Genomic DNA, 16117 nt, shown 5'->3' with positions numbered 1-16117 from the left:
TTCGCCCCGTGTGCCCGGACGTGCCCCGCGGGGACGGTGCCGCAGGCGCGAACGTATCGGACGACGCCGCCGGTCTCGTTTCGGTTCCCCGGTGTCCGTACGGGCCGTGGCCGGGCCGGGTGGTGTGTGGCGGGTGGCGGTGTGGTCGGTCCGGACGTACCGGGCGCGGACTTCGGAACGGTCGTCAGGACGCGGGCGTGAGCCCGCACTTCGGTGGGCTCAGTGACCGAGGTTATCGAGCGCGCGCGACAGCGTCTCCACCGCCTCCATGACCGCGCGGAAGTCCGCCGCACCGCCGAGCCGTTCGGCCAGCTCGGCGGCGAACATGCCGTGGTCCGGCGTGATACGGCGCAGCGCGGCCAGGCCGTCGTCCGTCAGGGCGAGCAACTTGGCGCGCCGGTGGGCGGGATTGGGCCGGTACTCGGCCAGCCCCTCCGCCACCACCAGGTCCGCGACCCGCTGCACGCTCTGCCGGGTGATGCCCATCGCCCGCGCGATCCCGGCCACCGGCAGCGGCCCGCCCGCCACCGCGCCGAGCACCTGCCAGCGGGCGGTGGTCAGCCCGGCCGGGCGCGCCAGCTTCTCCGAGACGGCGAGGAACTGGCCGTTGAGCCGGAAGACGCCGAGGGCGGTACGGCTGAGGAGTTCAGCGGTGGCGGGGCCGGGGGCGGTTTCGGAGGGCGTCGGGGCGGTGGCGCCGTGGGCGGTTTCGGGGGGCGTCGGGGCGGTGGCGCCGGGGCCCGCCGCGGGCTCGCTCATGCCTCCTCCTCCGCCGCCTGCCCGGCGGCCGCCAGAACCGGGTACGCGCTCGCGTCCGAGTGCCGGAAGAGCCGGAACCACGCGTCGAGCACGGGCGGTTCCATCACGTCCAGCTCGGCGAGGATCTCCCGGGCGAAGGCGACCGGTTCGGTCGGCCCGGCCGTGATCAGTCCGTGGTCGCGTACCGCGTCGGTCTCCCGGTAGCGCTCGCCGCCCGCGTACCCGGGCTGTGAGGCGAGGTAGCCGGCGGCGCCGCTGGTGTGCGTACGGTCGTCGAGCAGCCCCTCGCGGGCCAGTCCGGCGGTCGCGCCGCAGATGGCGGCGACCGGCACGCCCGCGTCCAGGAACGCGCGTGCCTTGCGGGCGAACGGCGCGAGGCCGTCCCCGGCGTCCCACAGGCCGGCGCCGGGGAGGATCAGCAGCGCGCTGTCCTCGGGCGCGAGGGCGTCGAGTGCGAGGTCCGGGGTGATCCGCAGTCCGCCCATGGTGGTCGCCGGGTGGCCGTCCCCGGGGCCGACGGTCACGATGTCGAAGGCGGTACGGCCGGGGCGGAAGGCGTCGCCCTGGCGGAGGCGGGCCGTGGCGAAGCCGGGCTCCCAGTCGGCGAGCGTGTCGTAGACGGCGAGGTGGACGGTGGTGCGGGGACGGTCGGTCGTACGGGCCATGGTGGCTCCCCCTGGTGAGCGGGCCGCGCCGTACGGTGCCGCGCGGACCCTGATGACAGGACTCTGTCGTTATGACAGAAAGCTGTCAATAGGGATGAGGGGCATCGGCCGTCCGGGTGGGCCGCGCGCGTTAACCCGTGCGGAGGAGTGGAGTTAACCCGTCCGTTCCTAGCGTCTGACGCGTACCGATCAGCAGACGCGTACCGATCAGCAACCGACAGGAGAAGCGCCATGGAGACGCTGGGGCAGCTCGCCGCCCACCTCGTGCTCGACCTCGCCGCGGTGAGCGTGCTGACGTTCGCCATCTATTACCCGCGGCACCGGCGCCGCGACCTGGTGCCCGCCTATCTCGCGCTGAACGTCGCGCTGTTCGCGGTCGTCTCGGCGCTGGCCCAGGTCGGCGAGGGCGGCACGGCCCTCGGGTTCGGCCTGTTCGGAGTGCTGTCGATCATCCGGCTGCGTTCCGACTCGATCCAGCACGAGGAGGTCGCGTACTACTTCACGACCCTGGTCCTCGGCCTGCTGTGCGGCCTGCCGCACCTCGGATTCGCCGTCGCGGCATCGCTCGCCGGGCTGCTGCTCCTGGTCATGTACGGCGCCGACCACCCGCGGCTGATGGCCCGCACCTGCCGGACCGTCGTCACCCTCGACGCCGTCCACACCGACCAGCGGGCGCTCTGCGACGACCTGGCGCGCCGGCTCGGCGGCGAGCCCTTCAACTGGACGGTCAAGGAAGTCGACTTCGTCCGGGACCTGATGGTGGTGGACGTCCGCCTCCGGCTGCCGGAACCTTTCGGCAGGCCCGCTCGTACCACCTCACAGCACGCCCACCGCAGCGGGCCCCGCACGATCTCACGAACCCCCGCGCACCCGACGCCCCGTCCCCTTTCCGAGGAGACCGTGTGATTCCCGCCGTACGGGCCATCGCCCGCGCCGCCATGGCAGCGCGCCCGATAACCCTCTCCGAGCTCCAGGCCCGCGCGGAGCTGATGGCCCGCATCGACCACAGCTACCTCGTACCGGTCGGGATCTTCGCGGACTTCGCGGCCCGGCTGACCGACCCGCGGCGGCCGGGCGGCCCGTTCCGGGCACTGTGCATCAACGGCCGCCGCTGGTTCGGCTACCACTCCGTCTACTACGACACCCCCGGCCTGCAGACCTTCCACGACCACCGGCAGGGCCGCCGCTACCGCTACAAGATCCGCGAACGGCTGTACGAGGACTCCGGGGAGCGGCAGTTCGAGATCAAGCTCAAGGGGCGGCGCGGCGAGACGCTCAAGCGGCGGCAGCCGCTGCTGCCCGGCGAGGCGACACTCGGCCGCGGGCCACGCGGCTTCCTGGCCTCCGTCCTGCACGGCACGTACGGCATCACCGCCCCCGAGGAACTGGTCCCCTCGCTGGTGACCGACTACCGGCGCATCACCTTCGTCGCCGACGAACAGCGCATCACCTGCGACGCCGACCTGGTCTGCCGGGACGCGGGCACCGGCCGCAGCGTACGGGCCGACGGCGGCCTGGTCCTGGTCGAGACGAAGACCGCGGTCACCGGCCACCTGACGGAGGCCGACCGGCTGCTGCACACGTACGGGCTGCGCGCCGCCGAGTTCACCAAGTACTGCGGGGCGATGGCGGCGCTGCGGCCCGGCCTGACGGCCAACCAGTGGCGGCGGGCGGTACGGGCGGCGTTTCCGCGGGCGGCGGCGTAGGCCGCGGCCACGACGGGACGCGGGTTTTTGCGCCGTCGGGCGCGCGGGCCCGGCCCGGTCAGACGCGCGGGTCCGGCCCTGTCAGGCGCGCGGGCCCGGTCCGGCCGGGCCGAAGCGGGCCGTGACCCGTGCGCCGCCCCCGGCCGCCGCGCCGCACTCCAGCGAGCCGCCCGACCCCTCCGCCGCCCGGCGCACGATGTCCAGACCCAGTCCCGTCGAGCCGCCGCCACTGCGGCCCCGCTCCGGGACATGGCCCGCGGGGAAGCCGGGACCGCCGTCCTCGACGGTGAGAAGGCAGCCGCCCGCGTCCTCGCGGGCGATCATGACGTGCAGCCCCGCGCCGTCCGGGGTGTGATCGAAGACGTTGCCGATCAGGGCGTCCACGGCCGCGGCCAGCCCGGCCGGATCGGCCCGTACGGCGACCGGTCCGTCAGGTGCCGAGAAGACCAGCTCCCGGCCCTGGTCCTCCGCCAGCGGGCGCCAGAAGCCGGCGCGGTCGCGGGCGACTGCGGCCAGGTCGGCGTGTGGGGGGTGGAGTGCGCCGAGAGCCGGGGACGGGGCCGCGTCCGTACCGGTACCCGCCGTACCCGTACCCGTACCCGTGCCGGTGCTCGTACCGGTGCCGGTGCTCGTGCCCGCCGGGCTCCGTCCCGCCTCGCGCAGCGGCTTGCGTGCCGTACGGATGACCTCGTCGACGCTGCGCTCCAGCGCCGCCACGTCCGCCGCGATCCGCTCCGCCTCCGCCGGGTCGCGCAGCCCCTCCGCGTCCAGCCGCAGCACGGCGACGGGGGTGCGCAGCCGGTGCGCGAGGTCGGCCGCGTTCTCCCGTTCGGCGGTCAGGAAGCCGTCGATACGGTCCGCCAGATGGTTGACCTGGCGCGCCACCGCGCGCAGCTCGGGCGGCCCGGACGGCTCGGCGCGGGCCGCCAGGTCGCCCGCGGCCAGCCGGTCGGCGACCCGCGACAGCCGGCGCGCGGAACCGACCAGGCGGGCCCCGAGCCGGTCGGCGACCAGCAGCCCGAGCAGGACCAGCACCACACCGATCCCGGCGATCACCAGTGCGGAGGCGAGCGTGCCCGCGTACAGCTGGCTCTCCGTCAGCGCGACCAGGACGACGGCGGTACCGCCCGCCACGCCCTGCACCGGCACCAGGACGGTACGGCCCCCGCCGGGCGGCTCGTACGTGAACGCCCGCCCGTAACGCGCCAGCCGGACCGCGTCGGTGACGGGTGTGCCGGGCCCGAGCACGGCGCCGTCGGCCAGCACGACCGAGGTGCGGGGCAGGCCGGGGCCGTTGGCCGAGTCGACGATGCCCGCGGCGGCCCGGCGCGCGTCCGGCACCCCGTCGGCCCCCGCGCCCCGCCCGCCGGCCAGCGCCTGGCCGACCCCGGCGGCCAGTGAATGGGCGCGCGAGGTGGCGTCCGCGGTGGCCCGGTCGGCGGCGTGGCTGCGGGTGAGCAGGGCGAGCGGGACCAGGAGGGCGGCGAGGACGAGCGCGGTGGTCGCGGCGGTCAGGAGGAGGAGGCTGCGGCGCATGGTTACGGCTCGGGGCGCGGGGTGGGGCCGTGGCTTCCGGGTACGGGGTCGGGGCCGGGGGCGCCCGCCGGGGCCGGCCTGTCCGCCGCCTCCGGTGCCCCCGCCGCCTCCACCGTCTCCGGTGTCCCAGCCGCCTCCGGCGCCACCAGCTTGACCCCCACCGTACGGACCGTGTGCAGATAGCGCGGCCGCTGCGCCGTCTCGCCCAGCTTCCGCCGCAGCCACGACAGATGGACGTCCACCGTCTTGTCCGCGCCGCCCAGCGGCTGCTGCCACACCTCAGCCAGCAGCTCCCGCCGGGAAATCACCTGGCCCGCGCGGCGCGCCAGGTAGGCCAGCAGGTCGAACTCCCGCGGCGTCAGGTCCAGCGGCGCGCCGTCCAGGGACACTTCGCGCGCGGCTACGTCCACGCGCAGGCCGCCGGCCCGCAGCGCGGGCTCCGGTTCGGCGGTGCCGAGGCGGCGCAGCACCGCCTTGATACGGGCGTCCAACTGAGCAGCACCGAAGGGCTTGACGAGGTAATCGTCGGCACCGTCGCCGAGGACGGCCACCATGTCCGGCTCCTCGTCCCGCGCGGTGGCGACGATCACCGGTACATCGCTGACGGCCCGTAGCATCCGCAGCACCTGCACGCCGTCCACATCCGGCAGCCCGAGGTCCAGGACGACCAGGTCAGGGCGGTCCGTCACGGCGGTGTCCAGGCCGGACATGCCGGTCGCGGCGGTGGCCACGGCATGGCCGCGGTCGCGCAACGCGCGCAGCAGCGCGCCGCGCAGCTGGGGGTCGTCCTCGACGACGAGGAGGTGGGACATGCCCGTCACCGTAACCAGGCGTGCCACCGCCGAGGGAGACGGCCGGAGGGAACGGCGGGGCGGGGCGGGAGGTTTGGCTGCGCCTTAACCGGACGTTAGGAAAGGGTGCGGGAGGGTGGCCTGGACGGTGGCGCGGGCCGTACGGGCCACGAGTCGTACGGCAGGTCGGCAGAGGAGCGGGAGGCAGGACGGCGTGATGGCGTGGCGCAGTGTGGCGGCGACGGCGGCCTGGGTGTGCGCGGTGGCCGCGGCGGGTGGCCTCGGGGCCTGGTCGCTGGCGAGTGCCGACACCGGCGGCCGTAATGCGCAGGCGGTCCCGCTGGACGACGGCGGCGTACGGGACAAGCTGGCGGCGGCCCGCGCCGCCTCACCGGAGCCGGGGACGTCATCCGGCCCGGCCGCGTCTCCGTCGGGCACCCCCTCCGCCTCCCCGTCCCCTTCCCCCTCCGGCCACCCCGCGGGCGGCGGAACGATCCGCCTGTCCGGCGGCAGCGTCACCGCCGGGTGCGGTACGGACGGCCGCGTCTACCTGACGGTCTGGAGCCCGGCCACCGGCTACCGCGCGGACGACGTACGGCGCGGGCCGGCCGCCACCGCCGCGATCGAGTTCGAGCCGCTCGACGACCACTCCGGCGACGACCACGCGTACACGCTCCGCTGCGCGGCGGACGGACACCCCCAGGCCGCACCGGCCCCGGACGACGATGACGACTGAGTCGTCCCGCCCTGAGGCAGCGGCGCCCTGGAGCTTCCTACAGCCCCACCGACAGACTGTCCGCGCCCGTGAGCAGCGCCATACACAGTGTCGGTACCTCGCGCCCCGGGCCGGTCCCTAGGCTGAGGGCGTCCGCCGTACCGTGCCCTTGGCGGGCCCGAGCGATCCGAGGTAGTGACCGTGACCACGACGCAACCCGACCCGGCAGCAGGCGCGGCGGTCAAGGCCGCCGACCGCGCGCACGTCTTCCACTCCTGGTCCGCACAGGGGCTGATCGACCCGCTGCCGGTGGCCGGCGCCGAGGGCTCGTATTTCTGGGACTACGACGGCAACCGCTACCTCGACTTCTCCTCCCAGCTGGTCAACACCAACATCGGCCACCAGCACCCGAAGGTCGTCGCCGCGATCCAGGAGCAGGCCGGCAAGCTGTGCACCCTCGCGCCGGGCTTCGCCGTGGACGTCCGCTCCGAGGCCGCCCGGCTGGTCGCCGAGCGCACCCCCGGCGACCTCGACAAGGTCTTCTTCACCAACGGCGGCGCGGAGGCCGTGGAGAACGCGGTCCGCATGGCCCGGCTGCACACCGGCCGGACCAAGGTGCTGTCCACCTACCGCTCGTACCATGGCGCCACCGCTGCCGCGATCAACCTGACCGGCGACCCGCGCCGCTGGCCGTCCGACACCGCCTCGGCCGGTGTCGTGCACTTCTGGGGCCCGTTCCTGTACCGCTCGCCCTTCCACGCCGAGAGCGAGGCCCAGGAGTGCGAGCGCGCCCTCGCGCACCTGGAGGAGACGATCGCCTTCGAGGGGCCGCAGTCGGTCGCCGCGGTCATCCTGGAGACCGTCCCCGGCACCGCCGGGATCATGGTGCCCCCGCCCGGCTACCTGGCCGGCGTCCGCGAGATCTGCGACCGGTACGGCATCGTCTTCATCCTCGACGAGGTCATGGCGGGCTTCGGGCGTACGGGCCGCTGGTTCGCCGCCGACCACTTCGGTGTCACCCCGGACCTGCTGACCTTCGCCAAGGGCGTCAACTCCGGCTACGTACCGCTGGGCGGCGTCGCCATCTCCGCCGAGATCGCCGCCACCTTCGACCAGCGCCCCTACCCGGGCGGTCTGACCTACTCGGGACACCCGCTGGCCTGCGCCTCCGCCGTCGCCACGATCAACGCGATGGCCGAGGAGAAGATCGTGGAGAACGCCGCGGAGATCGGCGAGCAGGTCATCGGGCCGCAGCTGCGCGCCCTCGCCGAACGGCACCCCTCGGTCGGCGAGGTGCGCGGCCTGGGCGTCTTCTGGGCGCTGGAGCTGGTCAAGGACAAGGAGACCCGCGAGCCGCTGGTGCCGTACAACGCGTCGGGCGCGGCCAACGCCCCGATGGCCGAGTTCGCGGCGGCCTGCAAGCGCGGCGGCCTGTGGCCCTTCGTGAACATGAACCGTACGCACGTCGTCCCGGCCTGCACCGTCACCGAGGCCGAGGCCAAGGAGGGCCTGGCCGCCCTGGACGAGGCGCTGTCGGCGGCGGACGCGCACACGCACACGCGCTGAGAACGGGCGCGGGCCGGGGCCCGGCGGCCCCGCCCGCCCCGGGCCGCTCCGGCGCCACCGTCGCCCCGGCCGTCCCCCTCGCCTATCGTGAGGGCGAGGGCCGCTCTCCTTGCGCGGTCTACGGACCATGCGGTCGCACGGGCCCCCGGGGCCTCGCGGCCGCCGAAGGAGACGGACACGATGCCCGCCGGCCCAGGCAGCGGAGTCATACGGCGCAACACCCTGCGCCAGCAGATCGCCGACGCGCTGCGCGACGAGGTGCTGGCCGGGCGGCTGCCCTGCGGAGACCAGTTCACGGTCAAGGAGATCGCCGAGCAGTACGGGGTGTCCGCGACGCCCGTGCGGGAGGCGCTGCTCGACCTGTGCGCCCAGGGCCTCCTCGACGTCGAGCAGCACCGCGGCTTCCGGGTGCACGCCTTCACGGCCGCCGATTACCGGGCCATGGTCGAGGCCCGCACCCTGATCGTCGAGGGCATCTTCCGCACCAGCGCGAAGCGGGAGCTGAGCACCGTGCCCGCCGCGGTGCTGATGTCGGTCAGGCGCCGCGCCGAGGAGGCCGAACGGGCCGCGCGGGCCGGTGACTTGGACGTACTGATCGGGTATGACCTGCGTTTCTGGCGCGAACTGGGCAGTTTGGTGGGGAACCCGTACATCAGCGACTTCCTGGACCGGGTGCGTGTCCAGAGCTGGGTCTTCGCCGTGCCCCTGCTGCGCCGCGAACCGGATCTGCGCGGCCGCCTGTGGCACGGCCACCGGGACCTCGTCAGCGCCGTCGTCCGGCACGACCTGCCCGAGGCGCAGCGGCTGGTGCGCGAATACAACGAGCACTCCCTCGCCCTCGTCGGGGGCCCCTCCTAGCACTACGCTGTCCCGACCAAACCCCCACCCGACCGGAAGCGAGCCTTATCTCGTGGCATGTGACCTGTGGCTGGTCCCCCTTGTCGATGTGCTGTGCCACAGCCCCGACAACCCCTTCTCCGAAGAGATCGCCGCCTACGACCAGGCCCTCACGGAGGCGGGACTGCCGCCCGTCCCCGTCTTCAGCTACATGCCGGGCCTGTCCGGGGACGTCGCCCCGGTCGCGGGCTTCGACTACGACGCGCTGCACTTCCTGCGGCGCGCTTACCTGCTGCGGATCTGCGGGCTCGAAGTGACGCCCGTGGACGAACTGGGCGGGGACTACGAGCAGTTGCTGGAGATGTTCGAGACCACGGCCCAGGAGTCGCACCTGGTCTGGCACTACGACCACGCCGGTGCGTACGTCCCGGTCGACTTCCCGCACCCGCTGGCCACCGACGAACTGCTGGAGGGCGGCGGACCGCTCGGTTCCGCGCACGGTCTGCTGCGCGACCTCGAACTGGTCGCGCCAACCATCGGTATCGATCCGGCCAATCCGCCGGCCGCGCCCCAGGCGCCCTCGCGCCCCACCACGCTGGAGGAACGGGTGGAGGGACTGCCGCTGGACGACAGTCCGTTCGCGCGGGAGCGGCACGTCTGGCTGGGGCTGCACGCCGCGGCGACGCGCAGCCTGGGCCAAGGGTCGATGATCGTCTTCAGCTGACGGCGGGCGTCCGGCGGGCCTCCGGCGGCAGGGGCGTGTGCTGCCGACGCGCGCGAGCGGGTGTACGCCTCAGCGCGGCGACTCGGGCGGGCGCTGCCGCGGCATGTTGGGGCGGGTGCCCGGCGGGAGCGTGATCCGGCCAGGTTGCGGACCGCCGGGCTCCGGACGCTGCCCCCACTGTGCCGTGGCCCGCGCGGCCGGCGGCAGCGGCCCCGGGCGGAACTGGGCCATCCAGTCGGCTGTCTCGGCCCGCACCAGCTCGGCGACGTCCTCGTTGAACCGGCGCAGCACGCCCAGGCAGCGCTCGGCCGCCTCGCCCGCGGTGCCCTCCGTCGGGCCGAGGACCTCGCGTACGTTCTCCGAGGCCCAGTCGAACTGCAGGACGGCCAGCCGCCGTTGCACCGCCTGCGCGGTCGCCACGTCCCGCATCCAGCCCGCGGTCACCCCGAAGAACCGGTCGCTGCCGATGCACACCGCCGTCACCAGCAGCGCCAGATACCCCCACTTCGCGCCCCCGGGAGCCGCCCCGGTCAGGTCGAGCAGCGGCAGCAGACCGCCCACCGCCACGCCGGCGGCCGCCCCCAGGCGCAGCGCCCGCGCCCCGCGCCGCTTGGCCACCCGGTCGTGCAGGTACCAGGAGACGGCCTGCAAGGCCCCCTCCTCGACCCAGTGGTACAGCTCGTCGAGGCGCTCAGCCGGCTCGCCCCAGTCCCCGAGCGGGAAGGGGCGGCCCCCCAGATCGCCGCGACCGCCCCCCGGCCCGCGCTCCTCCCGAGGGGGTCCCTCGGGCTGCATCTCCGGCTGACTCACCCGTGCACTCCCTCATGCAGATACGTGCGATGCGCGCGGTACGTACGAGACGGCCGGTGCGCACCCACCTTCCTACCGCCGAACGGTGGGCCTCGCCCCCAAGATCGCTTTATTTCCGCCCGGAAGTGGTGCGGAATCAGGTATAGGACCATGCCCGCTCTCACTCGAAAGAGTGGCCACTGCCCGGCGTCGTACGGTTTCCACGGCTTCCAACCCCTTTGGTTCCCGTCTCCCACCCGGTTCGGTTCCCGCCTCCCGCCCGGCCTCGTCCCCGTCTCCCGCCCGGCCGCACGGGGCCCGCGGGGGCGGGCGGAACGCGCCCGCGCCCGCGGCGACTAGGCTGCACACGTGAAGGTCCTCGTCATCGGCGGCGGCGCCCGCGAACACGCCCTGTGCCGCTCACTGTCCCTCGACCCCGACGTCACCGCGCTGCACTGCGCCCCCGGCAACGCCGGCATCGCGGAAGTGGCCGAGCTGCACACCGTCGATGCCGTCGACGGTGCGGCCGTGGCGGAGCTGGCGCAGCGCCTGGAAGCGGAGCTGGTGATCGTCGGCCCCGAAGCGCCGCTGGTCGCCGGTGTCGCCGACGCCGTCCGCGAGCGCGGCATCCCGGTCTTCGGCCCGTCCGCGCGGGCGGCCGAACTGGAGGGCTCCAAGGCGTTCGCCAAGGACGTGATGGCCGCCGCCGGGGTGCCCACCGCCCGCAGCTACCTGTGCACCACCCCCGCCGAGATCGACGCGGCGCTGGACGCGTTCGGCGCCCCGTACGTCGTCAAGGACGACGGACTGGCGGCCGGCAAGGGCGTCGTGGTCACCGAGGACGTCGAAGCCGCCCGCGCCCACGCGCTGGCCTGCGACCGCGTCGTCATCGAGGAGTTCCTCGACGGCCCCGAGGTCTCCCTGTTCGCCGTCACCGACGGCGAGACCGTCGTACCGCTCCAGCCCGCCCAGGACTTCAAGCGCGCCCTGGACGCCGACGAAGGCCCGAACACCGGCGGCATGGGCGCCTACAGCCCGCTGCCCTGGGCCGACCCCAAGCTGGTCGACGAGGTACAGCAGACCGTGCTGCAGCCCACCGTCGACGAACTGCGCCGCCGCGGCACCCCCTTCTCCGGACTGCTGTACGCGGGCCTGGCGATCACCTCGCGCGGCGTACGCGTCATCGAGTTCAACGCGCGCTTCGGCGACCCGGAGACCCAGGTCGTACTGGCCCGGCTGCGCACCCCGCTGTCCGTGCTGCTGCGCGCCGCCGCGACCGGCACCCTCGCCGCGCTGCCGCCGCTGCGCTGGAGCGACGACGCCGCGGTGACGGTCGTGGTGGCCTCGCACAACTACCCCGGCACGCCGCGCACCGGCGACCCGATCCGCGGACTGGCCGAGGTCGCGGAGCAGGACGCGCCCGGCGCGTACGTCCTGCACGCGGGCACGAAGAAGGACACCGCCACCGGCGAGGTCGTCAGCGCGGGCGGCCGGGTGCTGTCCGTGACGGCCACCGGCACCGACCTGTCCGCGGCCCGGAAGCGTGCCTACCGGGCGCTCGGCCGGATCACGCTGGACGGCTCGCACCACCGTTCGGACATCGCCGCGCGGGCGGCGGGGGAGAGCTGAGGCACGGCTGTACGGCCTTGGCGGGCGGTACGGCTCCGGCGCGTACCTGGCCTGCTGGCGGTCTGCCGCTGGTCTGTCATCCAACTGCCCCCGGACCTGCGCCGGGGCAGTTCCGGTCCGCCTCCGGGCCCGCGCCGCGACCGCTGTGCCCCGTTGCGGCCGAGCCGGACGATTTTGGCCGGGATGGGGCTCCCGGCTTTACCCAAAGCCATTCCATCGAGTGACCGCACCGCCATCCGGCTGACGGGGCGGGGCACCCCAACTAGGGTTCCCCGCAAGCGTCGTGTGGCGCCCGTGCCGCCCGGCGGCACGGCTGCCGCGGCGGCGTCCGGCAAGTGGCCCACCGGCATTGCGGTGTCAGTGGCCGGTGCCACAGTGGTGGAGAGCGAGCAACGCCGCCGGAAGCCGTCCGCGGCCCCGGCACCGTTGCCCCGCTCTTGTCGTCCCGTGTTCTCTTCGTCCCGTTGATCAGGGCAGCAGGGGGTGTACAGGCTGGTGGCAGGTCCGGAAGCAGGAGCAGAGGCGGCGCGCGCCCGCGCGCTCGCGGTGCTGCGGATCCGCGGCGCGGCACTGGGCGTGGCCCTGGTGCCCGCGGCGGTGGCCGTGGTGCTGCTCGTCGGTGGCCTCACCGGCCGCATCGGCCGTGCCGACCCGGTCACGAGTTCCAGCGGCTGGGACACGGCGCGCTGGGCCGTGACCGGCCTCGCGCTGGTCGTGCTGCTGCTGGCGGCGCTGGTCACGACCGTGATCGTGCGGGCCAGGCCCGCGCTGAGCCCGTCGGTGCCCATAGCGGAATCCTCGGCGCCCGACCTGTACCGCCTCGTACGGGACCTGGCCGATCGCCTGGAGGTTCCCGCGCCGTCCGCGATAGCCCTGACGCCCGACTGCGACAGCTGGCTGGAGGACCGTACGCACCGCGCACACGCCCGGGCGCACAGCCGGTCGGCGGGCGGCGGCGGGGGAGTGGGCGCGGGCGTGCGCGACGGGACGCGCGCCGTGCAGGCGCCGGTCCTGGTGATCGGCTCGCCGTTCATGTGGTGGATGCGGGTCGCCGAGCTGCGGGCGCTGCTGGCGCCCGTCGTGGCGGGCACCGGCCCCTCCGCCAATCCGGACATAGCCGCGGCCCGCCGCTTCGTACGGGGCCTGGACGCTGCGGTGGCGGTATCCGCCCGTGCCAAGAGCCCCCTGACCGCACCGGCTCCGGCGTTCGTCGGCTGGGTCGCGCGCCTGCTGCTGCGGGCCTGCCGCGAGCACGCCCTGGAGATGGAGCGGTGCGTCGCCGCGGCCGCGTCCGAGCGTGCCCAGAGCGTGGACTACGGCCTGCGGATCGTCGCCCAGGAGCAGGTCGGCCTGGCGTACGCGGGCTGGGACCGGCTGCTGACCCGGGTCGCGCTGCCCGCCTGGCGGATGGGCCGCTGGCCCTCCCGGCTGGACGCCGGGGTGGTCTCCGCGCTCACCGAACTGTCCCGCCGCGACCGCCTGGCAGAAGGTTTCACCTCCCGCCTGGGCGAGCGCCCGGCGTGCGACCTCCTGGAGGAGCCCGGCGCCGTGGACCGCGCCGCCTCCCTCCTCGCCGCCCGCCTGTTCCACGGCGGCCCGGCCGAGCCGGGACCCGACTGGTCCCCGGTCGGCTGGCAGCAGTATCCGGAGGAGGTCGTGGACCGTAAATGGCGTCAGGAGGCGGCCCGACTGCACCGGGTCCTGGACGCCATACCGCCCGCCCCGGGCGACGGCGACCGGCCGCCGCGCCCCCAGACGGCGGCGCCGGAGCGGACCACCCGGTCCGGGTGCCGCATACCCCATCCGACACCGCAGTCCCCGGCTCCGGAGTCCCCGGCGACGGAGTGCCCGACACCGGAGCTCCCGGCTCCGGAGTCCCCGGCTCCGGAGTCCCCGGCACCGGAGGTCCCGGCGGCTGACCAGCGGGAGACGGAGCCGGAGTCCCGGCCGGAGCCGGAGCCGGGGCCGCAATCGCAGCCCCAGTCCCAATCGCAGCCCCAGTCCCCACCGCCGCCGGAGCCGCATCCGCAGCCCCAGCCGCAGCCCTCCGCGCGGTTCGTCGATCCCAGCCCGGAGAGTTCGGGGCCGACGCTGGTACGGGTCATCGAGCGGCTGACGGCCGACGAGGGCGCGGGTGACCTCGTCGCCGCCCGGCTCGGCGCCGAGCTGGCGCGCGAGGAGCGCGCGGAGGCGGAGCGCCAGGCGGCCCGCGCGCCCGCGGCCGACGGCCCGGACGCCGGCGTGCCCGGTGTGCCCGGCGTGTCCTGGGGCGACGGGCTCGCCGACGGGCTCCCGCTGTTCCCGATGCAGCCCCCGCGCACGGGCCGTGAGCTGCTCGCCGACCATGTGACCGCGATGGTGTGCTGCGCCGCCGTGGACACCGCCGGAGCCGCCCCCGGCCTGGACTGGCTCGACGGGCCGGTGCTGCTGGTCGACGGCGCGCGCCGTTCGGATCTGGGCCACCCCGTGCTCCGGCTCGTCGACGACGGCGACGCCGGGCCGCTGGGCGAGTGGCTCGACGAGGTCGGGGTGCGGCCCGAGAAGCCGGTACGGCTCGTATGAGGGGCGCCAAGGGCGCGCAGGGAGCGTACGGGGGCGCGTTCGGGGGCATGAAGGAGCCGAGTGCGCCTGCTGTCGGCACCCGCTCCGCATCACCCGCACGACCGGGCTGAATGTTCCCCTCCAGTTCGTCGTTCATGGCCTGAACCCTCGCGAATTCACGACGAAGGGTGACGGAGCAAGTGCGTAATGTGATGTGCTGGGGTCGGCCCCAGTCGTTCAATCGAGCACGAAATCTGAGTGCCGCGGCGGCCTGCTCAGTCGGCGGGGGGACGCAGGGAGGGGAGTACGAAGTGGGGACGGAGCAGATCCGGCGCTGGGAGTCGGGAGCGCTTGCACACGCGGTCACGGACCCGTTCGGACAGGGCCCGCTGCCCTGGCTGCGCGGCAGTGAGAACTACTTCGACTCCGGTCAGGTGGTCCCCTGGTACGTCGACCCGGCGGTGGCCCCCGGCGAGAAGCGCCTGCCCTCACCCCGCTCCAGCGCGGGGCCCCGGACGGCCGACGACGTACGGCAGCAGATCAAGGGCTTCGTGAGCACCGGCGCGGTCGCCCCCGGCGAGGCCATCGACTTCCGTGTCTCGGTCGATCCGCCGCAGCCGTTCAGCATCGACATCTACCGCATCGGCCACTACGCGGGCACCGGCGCCGCCAAGATCACCACCAGCCCCCGGCTGGCCGGCATCGTGCAGCCCGCGCCGCTCGCCGCCGACCGTACGGTCTCCTGCCACCACTGGTGGCTGTCCTGGCGCCTCCAGGTCCCCGCGTACTGGAAGCTGGGCGCGTACGTGGCCGTGCTGACCACCGCCGACGGCCACCGCAGCCACGTCCCCTTCACGGTCCGCGACGCCCACCCCGCCGACCTCCTGCTGCTCCTGCCGGACATCACCTGGCAGGCCTACAACCTCTACCCGGAGGACGGTCGTACCGGCGCCAGCCTCTACCACGCCTGGGACGCGGACGGCTCGCTGCTCGGCGAACCGGACGCCGCCACCACCGTCTCCTTCGACCGCCCGTACGCGGGCGCCGGCCTGCCGCTGCATGTGGGCCACGCCTACGACTTCATCCGCTGGGCCGAGCGCTACGGCTACGACCTCGCCTACGCCGACGCCCGCGACCTGCACGCCGGGCTGGTCGATCCGTCCCGCTACCGCGGCCTGGTCTTCCCCGGCCACGACGAGTACTGGTCCCAGCCCATGCGCCGGACCGCCGAACTGGCCCGCGACAGCGGCACCTCGCTCGTCTTCCTGTCCGCCAACACCATGTACTGGCAGGTCGAACTGGCCGCCTCGCCGGCCGGCCCGGACTCCCTGCTCAGCTGCCGCAAACGGCAGGGCCCCGGCCGCCCCGCCCTCTGGCGCGAGGCCGGCGACCCGGAGCAGCAGCTGATGGGCATCCAGTACGCGGGCCGGGTGCCCGAGCCCGCGCCCCTGGTCGTCCGCAACGCCGACCACTGGATGTGGGAGGCGACCGGCGCCCACGAGGGCGACGAACTGCCGGGCCTGGTGGCCGGCGAGGCCGACCGCTACTTCCCCCGCACGCCGCTGCCCGAGCACAGCCACCGCATCCTGCTGGCGCACTCCCCGTACGTGGACGGCGAGGGCGCGCGCCGCCACCAGGAGACATCGTTGTACCGCGCCCTCAGCGGCGCCCTGGTCTTCGCGTCCGGCACCTTCGCCTGGTCACCGGCCCTGGACCGCCCCGGCCATGTCGACGAGCGCGTCCAGCGCGCCACGGCCAACCTGCTTGACCGCATCTGCAAACGGGACTGACGCGGGGCGAGGAAAGGCAGGGACGCGGGGCCGCGGGTAGGCAGGGGCACGGGGCCGCGGGTGGGCGGG

Annotated in this window: 14 protein-coding genes; 9 read left to right on the top strand and 5 right to left on the bottom strand. The window is 74.6% G+C overall.

Translation table 11 applies throughout. The features are described from left to right. Positions 1-219: 219 nt before the first annotated feature. Both ACZ53K_RS34850 and ACZ53K_RS34845 read right to left on the bottom strand, forming a co-directional pair. Positions 220-759: a MarR family winged helix-turn-helix transcriptional regulator gene (locus ACZ53K_RS34850; protein WP_468844764.1), complete on the bottom strand. Its 540-nt coding sequence runs from the start codon at positions 757-759 to the stop codon at positions 220-222. After that, positions 756-1424, bottom strand: a complete 669-nt coding sequence (locus ACZ53K_RS34845; protein WP_468844761.1) for a DJ-1/PfpI family protein — start codon at positions 1422-1424, stop codon at positions 756-758. The genes ACZ53K_RS34850 and ACZ53K_RS34845 overlap by 4 nt, the downstream gene beginning before the upstream one ends. Before the next feature lie 231 nt (positions 1425-1655). Between ACZ53K_RS34845 and ACZ53K_RS34840 the strand changes: the two genes are divergently transcribed. Both ACZ53K_RS34840 and ACZ53K_RS34835 read left to right on the top strand, forming a co-directional pair. Then, entirely contained in the window at positions 1656-2330 is a 675-nt protein-coding gene (locus ACZ53K_RS34840; protein ID WP_468844759.1) for a DUF4956 domain-containing protein, read from the top strand. Then, positions 2327-3130: a polyphosphate polymerase domain-containing protein gene (locus ACZ53K_RS34835; protein ID WP_468844757.1), complete on the top strand. Its 804-nt coding sequence runs from the start codon at positions 2327-2329 to the stop codon at positions 3128-3130. Before ACZ53K_RS34840 ends, ACZ53K_RS34835 begins: the two co-directional genes overlap by 4 nt. 81 nt (positions 3131-3211) lie before the next feature. Here the strand turns inward: ACZ53K_RS34835 and ACZ53K_RS34830 are convergent, their stop codons facing one another. Next, positions 3212-4666 (bottom strand): sensor histidine kinase, encoded by a 1455-nt coding sequence (locus ACZ53K_RS34830; protein ID WP_468844755.1) that lies wholly within the window; start codon positions 4664-4666, stop codon positions 3212-3214. 2 nt (positions 4667-4668) lie between these two features. Further along, positions 4669-5478, bottom strand: coding sequence for a response regulator transcription factor (locus ACZ53K_RS34825; RefSeq protein WP_468844753.1), 810 nt, complete (start codon positions 5476-5478; stop codon positions 4669-4671). 196 nt (positions 5479-5674) lie between these two features. On the opposite strand from ACZ53K_RS34825, the gene ACZ53K_RS34820 reads away from it, so the two are divergent. From ACZ53K_RS34820 to ACZ53K_RS34805, 4 genes are all read left to right on the top strand, one after another. Continuing rightward, positions 5675-6193, top strand: a complete 519-nt coding sequence (locus tag ACZ53K_RS34820) for a hypothetical protein (protein WP_468844751.1) — start codon at positions 5675-5677, stop codon at positions 6191-6193. Between the two features lie 180 nt (positions 6194-6373). Continuing rightward, on the top strand, positions 6374-7738 hold the full coding sequence (locus tag ACZ53K_RS34815; RefSeq protein WP_468844748.1) for an aminotransferase class III-fold pyridoxal phosphate-dependent enzyme: 1365 nt from the start codon (positions 6374-6376) through the stop codon (positions 7736-7738). A 180-nt stretch (positions 7739-7918) separates the two neighbouring features. Beyond that, complete coding sequence (locus ACZ53K_RS34810; protein WP_468844745.1) at positions 7919-8596, top strand: GntR family transcriptional regulator; 678 nt, start codon at positions 7919-7921, stop codon at positions 8594-8596. A gap of 52 nt (positions 8597-8648) precedes the next feature. Continuing rightward, positions 8649-9299, top strand: a complete 651-nt coding sequence (locus tag ACZ53K_RS34805) for a hypothetical protein (RefSeq protein ID WP_468844742.1) — start codon at positions 8649-8651, stop codon at positions 9297-9299. Positions 9300-9368: 69 nt separating this feature from the next. Here the strand turns inward: ACZ53K_RS34805 and ACZ53K_RS34800 are convergent, their stop codons facing one another. Then, positions 9369-10109 carry an SLATT domain-containing protein gene (locus tag ACZ53K_RS34800; RefSeq protein ID WP_468844740.1) on the bottom strand — a complete coding sequence of 247 codons (741 nt, stop codon included), beginning with the start codon at positions 10107-10109 and terminating at the stop codon, positions 9369-9371. Positions 10110-10457: 348 nt separating this feature from the next. On the opposite strand from ACZ53K_RS34800, the gene purD reads away from it, so the two are divergent. From purD to ACZ53K_RS34785, 3 genes are all read left to right on the top strand, one after another. Then, complete coding sequence (gene purD, locus ACZ53K_RS34795; RefSeq protein WP_468844737.1) at positions 10458-11717, top strand: phosphoribosylamine--glycine ligase; 1260 nt, start codon at positions 10458-10460, stop codon at positions 11715-11717. Positions 11718-12209: 492 nt separating this feature from the next. Next, positions 12210-14279 carry a hypothetical protein gene (locus tag ACZ53K_RS34790; protein ID WP_468844857.1) on the top strand — a complete coding sequence of 690 codons (2070 nt, stop codon included), beginning with the start codon at positions 12210-12212 and terminating at the stop codon, positions 14277-14279. Between the two features lie 290 nt (positions 14280-14569). Further along, positions 14570-16048 carry a N,N-dimethylformamidase beta subunit family domain-containing protein gene (locus tag ACZ53K_RS34785; protein ID WP_468844735.1) on the top strand — a complete coding sequence of 493 codons (1479 nt, stop codon included), beginning with the start codon at positions 14570-14572 and terminating at the stop codon, positions 16046-16048. Positions 16049-16117 lie beyond the last annotated feature (69 nt).

This window comes from Streptomyces sp. NPDC033221, assembly GCF_055577005.1.
Note: the sequence above shows the minus strand (reverse complement) of the source record. Positions and strands in the feature narration are given on the sequence as shown.